Below are 7,928 nucleotides of genomic sequence, written 5' to 3'. Positions count from 1 at the left end.
TGGCGTTCAAGCCGGATACCGACGACATGCGCGAGGCACCGTCGATCCCGCTGATAACGGGCCTCTGCGACATGGGCGCGAAGGTCCGCGCCTTCGACCCCGCGAGCATGAAGGAGGCGCGGCGCGAGCTTCCCGATATCGAGTATTGCGAAAACGCCTATGCCTGCGCGGAGGGCGCCGACGCGCTGGTGATCGTGACCGAATGGGTCCAGTTCCGCGCGCTCGACCTGCAGCGCCTGAAGCGCATCATGAAGCAGCCGGTCATGGTTGACTTGCGCAACGTCTATCCTCCCACCGAGATGGCGGAACTGGGTTTCCTCTACAGCAGCATCGGCCGCGAAAGGCCATAGAACGCGGCCACCCATCAACACCGTTGGTCCCCACTCGATGATAACCAGTACGCCGGTCGGGACTGTCGTCTTCGTGAGCGCCGTCGTCATCACATTCAAAACCGCGGGCCACCCCAATGTTAAGCCATTGACGTTGAATGTCGGCATCTTCTTCAATGGCGCCAATACCAATAAGTGACCGGTGAAAGCGCTTCCGGAACGGGATCGACCCAGAGACTCGAAGTCCCGCTCAAGCGCATGAGCGATGCCGGTAGAAGAGGATAAAATGATCGAAAATAAAATACCAATCGCTACCGACGAAGAGGATCGCCGCTGGAATGAAGAGTTTCGGGCGAAGTGGTCCGGCACGCCCTACCCGCCAATGTTCGTCACGGCCGATGCCGTGGTTCTCCACCGCGGCAAAATTCTGCTCATACGGCGCGCCGGCATGCCAGGCCGGGGCCGTCTCGCCCTGCCCGGCGGATACGTCGAGCACTCCGAATTGATCCAGGACGCAGCTGTCCGCGAACTCATTGAAGAGGCTGGACCAGCGAGCCAACGAGGCCCACTACAGCCGCAATTCTTGAAAGACTGCATAACCGGCTGGCGCCTCTTCGACGATCCTAAGCGTGCCGCACGCGGCCGTGTGATCACCATCGCCTACGTGTTCGACCTTCCGGATCAGGACAAAGTCGACGTCACAGCAGGCGACGACGCCGGCGCCGCCGATTGGCACGAGATCCCCAGCCTGGATACCGCGGAGCTTTTTGAGGAGCACCGTGAGATCCTACAGGAGATGGTCTTGTCCCGGCAGCTTCGTCGGAATGGGTATACTCCGCGGTAGCTCAGCGGATATAGGCTCAGGACCGTTAAATCTGTAGCGAGAGTGGTCTGCCCCCTGAAAAGTGGTCCTCCTGAATTACGCTATTAGGCGTTAGTGGAGCTGCCCCGTTTTGTGGTCCAGTAGGCAATTTCTCGAGGGCGCGCGAGTGACAATGGTAATACCGTCACCGGCGTGGTCTACACGGTGTCCGCACTCAACATCGGTTTGGTGGGACTCCCTCTATCACAACCTTATCGATCACAGCGCAATTATGGATGCCTGTTACAGGCGCTGTTGCGGGTAGTAATGTTCCGGTTTGCGCGGCGGCGCTGACCGGCCGGTGTTGACCACCGAACTCCGGCACCGCGTCAACCAACACAGATTTAATCACGGTCCGATCATCATTCGCGGTCGCAGTTTTAAGCACCTGTATCCACTTTTGAACGACGTCCAGCGGCGGGTGGTTCGGCTTTGCCGCCATGATTCCGGGTATCCCAATCTCGATCGTCGGCTCCTGACTCGTGAATAGGATTTCGTTGAGCCGCTCGCCGGGTCGCATTCCGATGAAGACAATGTCGATGTCGCGATTGACCTGAAGTCCAGACAGCTGGATCAAGCGCTCAGCCAGTTCGACGATCTTAACGGGCTGCCCCATGTTGAGTACATACACCGATACATCTGGTCGAACCGGCGTCATCGCGTGGGTCGCGGCGGTAATGACCAGGTCACAAGCTTCACGGATTGTCATGAAATATCGGACCATATCGGGATGAGTTACCGTGACGGGCCCCCCCGCTTCAATCTGTGCCTTGAACTTCGGCACCACCGAGCCATTCGAGGCCAGCACGTTTCCAAATCGAACGGAAATCAAACGCATCGGCACCTTGCCACCAGACTGAACTCTAAGTTCGCGATCCAGCGCCTGACAATAAATCTCAGCGAATCGCTTAGTCAGACCGAGCATGGACACCGGCTCGACCGCCTTATCGGTCGAAATCATCACCATGGCTTCCGCACCCGCGGCGATCGCGGAATCTGCCACGTTTATGGACCCGAAAATGTTGGTTTTCACCCCTTCGCTCCAGTCTCGCTCAAGGATCGGCACGTGCTTTAGCGCCGCGGCATGAAAGACGATGTCCGGCTTGAATTCCTGCATCAGCCGCTGGACGCGGGCCCGGTCGCGGATATCGGCAACCCTTCCCTCAACAATGGCTTCGCTCGCACAAGTCAAACGCTCCATCACCGCATAAAGCGCCGGCTCGGAGTTCTCTATGATGAGCAATCGTGTCGCACCGAACGTGACAACGCGATCGCAGATTTCAGAACCGATGGATCCTCCACCCCCTGTCACGATCACAGCCTTATTCCGGATCAATGCATCAAGACGGGCATAATCGATCTTGTGGCTCGGTCGCAACAACAAGTCCTCGACCGCGACCGGCTTCAATCGCGCGGCTTCGCCCGGCTCCAGCGATGGGACACGACTGACTGTCAGTCCCAACCTGCGAGCCTGAAACAGGAAAGAATCGAGGCGAGCTTCGGAGACGAAGGCGGAAGGTGTCATCACCACGCGCCTGATCGGTCTTCCACGTCGCACGAAATCGTTCACCACATCTTCCAGATCATCAAGGTCCCCAAGAACAGGTGTGCGACGGATCAACTGACCGCGGTCGGTGGGAGATGACGATAGAATTCCGACCGGCCGAAACTCCTTGATCGCGCCGCTTTCAAATCCACGCAATACGATTTCTGCATCCGCAGCCAGACCGACTAACAAGGCCGGCGCCGCATCGGTCGTCTGGGCCTTATTTCTCGTCCGCATATATCGAAAATAGCGATAAGTGAATCTCAGCGCGCTCAGAAAACAAATCTCGAGGCACCAGTAGAGAAAGATGGTCATCTTGCCGAAGAAAAAACTTCCATGAACATTTGGCGCAACAAAAATATAATCTAATGCCAGCAGGATGAGGGTCAGGATAGTCGCCACACGCACGATATTGAAAACGTCCGGCAGCGAAACAAACCGCCATTTAGCCGTGGTCAGATTAAAGATAAAGCAAACGACTACACTCACAGCGACGAAAGGGGGAAGGATCATTAGAAATAACGGCAAACGATCGTTGAGCGAATCTCCGCTAAAACGAAGATAAAAGCTCACCAACACGGCCAGCGTGGTTGCTGCCGCGTCGTGGATTGCTATCAGCAGGTTGCGGTAGGTGAAATGCGAGAGACGGTTCATCGCGGCAGGTCCGGTCATTCGATACAGCCTTGGATTTCCAAAGGAAAACGCAAAACGCAGAGCCCTGCTATCCAGAAAAGCTTAGTCATCCAAATTAAAGCCATCAGTCATGCGCAACGGTCATCAATCTGGCTGGAGAGATTATGCAGGCGTGGTGCACCGTACTCCGCTTGTCAAGCCTGCCGATCCTCACTGGCATTGTTATTCAATTCCCCTTCCGATCACGCGGACGGCGGCGCGCCGGGTCTGCACGCCCCCGAACCTGAATGCCGACATCGGAGTGTCAGCCTGCAGGCCCGCCGCTCGGAGTAGCCGTGATCGTCGATCACCTGCTTCACCGTAGCAAACCGCGCCGCAGGCCCTCTCAGTTTTTTCTCAGCAGATCCTTCAGAGCCGCTTTGTCGAGAACAGACTTCGCCAGCAGCTTCTTCAGCCGGCGGTTCTCATCCTCCAGAGAACGAGCCGAGCCGTCTCCGGCACAGTCATGCCGCCAAACTTGGCCTTCCACTTATAGAAGGTCGCGTCGCTGATCCTGTGCTTGCGGCACAGCTCCTTCGTCTTGAGCCCCGCCTCGTGCTCGGAAAGCACCGCAATAATCTGATCTTCAGTGAAACGGCTCCGCCGCATGGCCCATCTCCTTTGGATGGACCCAACTTATCAATGGCCGGAATTTCGGGGAGCACGTCATCACTGACCGCCGAAGGCGGCGTGAGCTCCTTGGTTCGTTATCGTAAATACCGAATACGTCTATTGCTTGGATTGACCGGTTGCCGCGCTACGAACCCAGATTGTCCAATAGTAAAAGTGATATCCGGCACGCGGATCGAGAACTGACAAGCGCTTCGGCGCTCCGTGCCTCATGTTCGTTCGCGGCCGCCGTCGACATCGACGACAAGACCTGCCCCGTGCCGCGGGGGCGAGTTCACCGGATCGGCGATGACAAGGGGAGCCGCTGGACACCGTGCCGGCGCCTCGTAAGTCCGACGGCATATTTGGCAATTGCGTCATTCAGGCCACCGTCCGCGCTGCCGACCGAAGCTACGGTGGTTCTGGTGTCCGCGAACCAGAATGAGCTCGCAGACCGCATTCTGCCCATTATTCCGTCCCCAATCACAAACCTTCCACGGCGATGCGGCCGACTCGACGGTCATGCCATCAAAAGATATACGATCTGGTGCCATACACCATCAGTTTTGGAGCACGATCATTGGGCTTAGTTTTCCCGCTGCTGGGCGTTGCTCTAGCGGCCATCCTGTCATTCGCCATGACGTGGGCGCTTCGTCCCTTGCTGCTGCGATTTGCTTTAGCGCGACCGAATGCCCGGTCTTCGCACAAGACTCCGACTCCCCAAGGCGGTGGTATCGCGGTGGTCGGCGCCACTCTCATCGTTGCTGGTGTTCTGATCGCATTATTCCGGTCAACTGGGCTGAAATTCCCAGCGACGATATTCGGCGCGACATTGTTTATCGCGACAGTGGGAGCCATTGACGATCTCAAATCCATTCCCGTACTGCCGCGTCTGGCGACGCAGGGCCTCGCCGTTGGTATCGTCGTCCTGACGATACCCAGCGAATTACAGTACATTCCTGCCTGTCCGCTGTGGCTCGAGCGCGGCATTCTATTGATTGGGGGACTTTGGTTCGTCAACCTCGTTAACTTCATGGACGGACTGGACTTGATGACGGTGGCCGAAACGGTGCCGATAGCTGCCACTGTTGTCGCTTTGGGACTCATAGGCGACTTACCTTGGGCAACTACAATCGTTGCTGCAACGCTTGGCGGCGCAGTTCTTGGCTTTGTGCCCTTCAATCGCCCCGTGGCGAAAGTTTTTCTGGGGGACGTGGGCAGCCTACCAATCGGCTTGCTACTGGGCTGGTGCTTACTGGAGCTGGCCTATCGTGGCTACTTGACTGCCGCGCTGCTATTACCGCTATATTACCTGGCTGATGCTACGGTGACGATGCTGCGCCGTCTCTTCGCGGGCGAAAAAATCTGGACAGCGCATCGTTTGCACTTCTATCAACGCGCGACTGACAATGGCTTTACCGTCACTGGCGTGGTCTGCACGGTGTTTGCTCTCAACATTGGTTTAGCGGGGCTCGCCATCGCCTCCACCACAACGTCATCGATCACGGCAAAATTATCGCTGCTCGTCATTGGCACTGTTGCGGTGGTATGGGTGATGTTCAGATTTGCGCGGCCGCGCTGATCGTCTGTTGCGGACCACCGGCCTCTAGAATCGCATCAACCAATACTGAACTCGGAAATCACCACCAGGGCTTCCGCACCCGCGGCGATCGTGGAATCCGCTACGTAAAATATTAGTTTTGACCCCTTCGCTCCAGTCTCGCTCGAGAATCCGAAAAGCGCCGCGGCATTTAAAGACGGTATCCGTCTTAACCTGGCTATTCGCAACACGCGGTCAGCTGCGGGATTGCGCTCACGGCCCCACGCTACAGGCCTTCCGTCGGCGGCGATCTCAGTTCCGGCAGAACGTCCCCAAGGCAGGCGGCCCATTAATGCGATCGTGCCTGAAAGGCGGCATAAGCTAGTGGAAGGCCGTCTTTGAGCGAGGTCCGTGCACGCCATCCCAGTTTTTTAAGCCGGTCAACGTCGAGCAGCTTGCGAGGGGTGCCGTCGGGACGCGAGGTGTCGAAGCAAATATCGCCCGTGTATCCAACAGTAGCTGCCGTCAGAGAGGCGAACTCGGCAATGGTGATGTCCTCCCCGGTCCCAATGTTGACTAGACCTTCTTCCGAATAATACTTCATCAGATGAATGCATGCGTCGGCGAGATCATCCACATATAAAAATTCCCGGCGCGGCGTGCCCGTGCCCCAAACCGTAACGTTTGACGCACCTGAGGCCTTGGCCTCGTGAAAGCGACAGATGAGTGCCGCGGCGACATGACTATATTCCGGATGATAGTTGTCGCCGGGTCCGTATAAATTAGTTGGCATGACGCTGATGAAGTCGGAGCCGTATTGCCGGCGGTAAGCTTCAGCCATTTTTAGTCCAGCAATTTTGGCGATTGCATACGGCTCGTTGGTCGGTTCAAGCACGCCTGTCAACAGAGAATCCTCTCGCAATGGCTGCGGGGCGAGTTTGGGATAGATGCAGGACGAGCCGAAGAACATCAGTTTTTGAGTGCCCGCAACATGAGCAGCATGAATGACGTTCGCTGCGATCACCAGGTTTTCGTAAATAAACTCAGCCCGGAGCGTATCGTTCGCGACGATTCCCCCAACCTTGGCCGCGGACAGGAACACGGCCTGCGGACGCATTTCCGCGAACCATCGGTTGACCGCCGCTTGATTGCGCAGATCGACCTCGCTGCGCGGGACGGTGAGGATCTCGACGTCTTCTTGTGCCAGCCGGCGCACCAGGGCGCTGCCAACCATGCCGCGGTGGCCAGCGACAAAAACGGATTTGCCCTTAAGCTCAAACAGAGTTCTTACCATTGCCGACCTCCCGCCTAGCGTTCGCCAGATCGCAGGCCACCATTTCCTTGACAAGCTGGGCAAACGTGATCTTCGGCTTCCATCCAAGTTTGTCCCTTGCCTTGCTGGCGTCGCCTATTAGCAAGTCGACTTCAGTTGGCCGAAAATAGACTGGATCGATGCGAATCAGTGTCTTTCCAGATGCCTGATCGACACCGACTTCATCAGCGCCCGTGCCGCGCCATTCGATGCTGCGGCCAACTTCCGTGAACGCGGCCTGCACGAATTCTCGCACCGAACGAGTCTCCCCTGTGGCCAACACGTAATCGTCCGGTTCATCCGCCTGCAGGATACGGTGCATGCCTTCGATATAATCTCTCGCGTGTCCCCAGTCGCGCTTGGCGTCGAGATTGCCGAGGTAGAGGCAGTCCTCAAGTCCAGTCTCGATGCGAGCGATACTCCGCGTGATCTTGCGCGTCACAAAGGTCTCGCCTCGGATCGGGCTCTCATGATTGAACAAGATTCCGTTCGAAGCAAAAATGCCGTAGGCCTCGCGGTAGTTGACCGTGATCCAATGGCCGTAAAGCTTCGCCACCGCGTACGGAGAGCGCGGGTAAAACGGCGTCGTTTCCTTCTGCGGAACTTCTTGCACGAGACCATAAAGCTCCGACGTGGAGGCCTGGTAAAAACGAGTTTCTTTCTCTAAGCCCAGAATTCGGACTGCTTCCAACAGGCGCAACACTCCAATTGCATCGGCGTTAGCGGTATATTCTGGGCTTTCGAAACTCACGGCGACATGGCTCTGAGCCGCGAGATTATAGATTTCCGTTGGCCGGATCTGCTGCATCAGCCGGATCAAGTTGGTCGAATCTGTCATGTCGCCGTAATGCAACGAGAATGGCACGTCCCCAACATGCGGATCTTGATAAAGATGGTCGATTCGGGCGGTATTGAAGGACGATGAGCGGCGTTTTATGCCATGCACGACATAGCCAAGGCCCAGCAGATACTCGGCCAAATAGGCGCCATCCTGGCCGGTAACACCGGTAATCAGCGCAACGCGGCGCTTTGAATCCTGAGCAGACATTATCACATCC

6 protein-coding genes and 1 pseudogene are annotated in these 7,928 nt (G+C 56.8%); 3 read left to right on the top strand and 4 right to left on the bottom strand.

Features of this window, described 5'->3' with window-relative positions; all coding sequences use genetic code 11:
• A partial coding sequence (locus tag BGN91_RS13735; protein ID WP_292614008.1) for a UDP binding domain-containing protein occupies positions 1–350 on the top strand: 350 nt, incomplete at its 5' end.
• Between the two features lie 244 nt (positions 351–594).
• Positions 595–1,173, top strand: coding sequence for an NUDIX domain-containing protein (locus tag BGN91_RS13730; RefSeq protein WP_292614006.1), 579 nt, complete (start codon positions 595–597; stop codon positions 1,171–1,173).
• Between the two features lie 193 nt (positions 1,174–1,366).
• On the opposite strand, the gene BGN91_RS13725 is transcribed toward BGN91_RS13730, so the two are convergent.
• Both BGN91_RS13725 and BGN91_RS13720 read right to left on the bottom strand, forming a co-directional pair.
• Positions 1,367–3,391 carry an SDR family NAD(P)-dependent oxidoreductase gene (locus BGN91_RS13725; RefSeq protein WP_292614012.1) on the bottom strand — a complete coding sequence of 675 codons (2,025 nt, stop codon included), beginning with the start codon at positions 3,389–3,391 and terminating at the stop codon, positions 1,367–1,369.
• Positions 3,392–3,675: 284 nt separating this feature from the next.
• Positions 3,676–4,018: pseudogene (locus tag BGN91_RS13720) on the bottom strand (transposase); the annotation flags it as partial.
• Positions 4,019–4,655: 637 nt separating this feature from the next.
• Here BGN91_RS13720 and BGN91_RS13715 point away from each other — a divergent pair.
• A complete protein-coding gene (locus tag BGN91_RS13715) occupies positions 4,656–5,600 on the top strand; it encodes a glycosyl transferase (RefSeq protein ID WP_292614010.1) in 945 nt (314 codons plus the stop codon).
• Positions 5,601–5,907: 307 nt separating this feature from the next.
• Here BGN91_RS13715 and BGN91_RS13710 read toward each other — a convergent pair whose 3' ends face one another.
• Positions 5,908–6,852: a GDP-L-fucose synthase gene (locus tag BGN91_RS13710; RefSeq protein WP_292614004.1), complete on the bottom strand. Its 945-nt coding sequence runs from the start codon at positions 6,850–6,852 to the stop codon at positions 5,908–5,910.
• Positions 6,833–7,918 carry a GDP-mannose 4,6-dehydratase gene (gmd, locus tag BGN91_RS13705; protein ID WP_292614002.1) on the bottom strand — a complete coding sequence of 362 codons (1,086 nt, stop codon included), beginning with the start codon at positions 7,916–7,918 and terminating at the stop codon, positions 6,833–6,835. The genes BGN91_RS13710 and gmd overlap by 20 nt, the downstream gene beginning before the upstream one ends.
• Positions 7,919–7,928 lie beyond the last annotated feature (10 nt).

This window comes from Nitrobacter sp. 62-13, from assembly GCF_001896955.1.
Classification (GTDB): domain Bacteria; phylum Pseudomonadota; class Alphaproteobacteria; order Rhizobiales; family Xanthobacteraceae; genus Nitrobacter.
The sequence above is the reverse complement of the archived record's forward strand: the minus strand, read 5'-3'. Positions and strand labels throughout refer to the sequence as shown.

Bases quoted from the DNA above. Each gene is read 5' to 3' on its own strand.
- BGN91_RS13730 (WP_292614006.1), top strand. From the start codon at position 595: ATGCCGGTAGAAGAGGATAAAATGATCGAAAATAAAATACCAATCGCT.
- BGN91_RS13725 (WP_292614012.1), bottom strand. From the start codon at position 3,391: ATGAACCGTCTCTCGCATTTCACCTACCGCAACCTGCTGATAGCAATC.
- BGN91_RS13715 (WP_292614010.1), top strand. From the start codon at position 4,656: ATGACGTGGGCGCTTCGTCCCTTGCTGCTGCGATTTGCTTTAGCGCGA.
- BGN91_RS13710 (WP_292614004.1), bottom strand. From the start codon at position 6,852: ATGGTAAGAACTCTGTTTGAGCTTAAGGGCAAATCCGTTTTTGTCGCT.
- gmd (WP_292614002.1), bottom strand. From the start codon at position 7,918: ATGTCTGCTCAGGATTCAAAGCGCCGCGTTGCGCTGATTACCGGTGTT.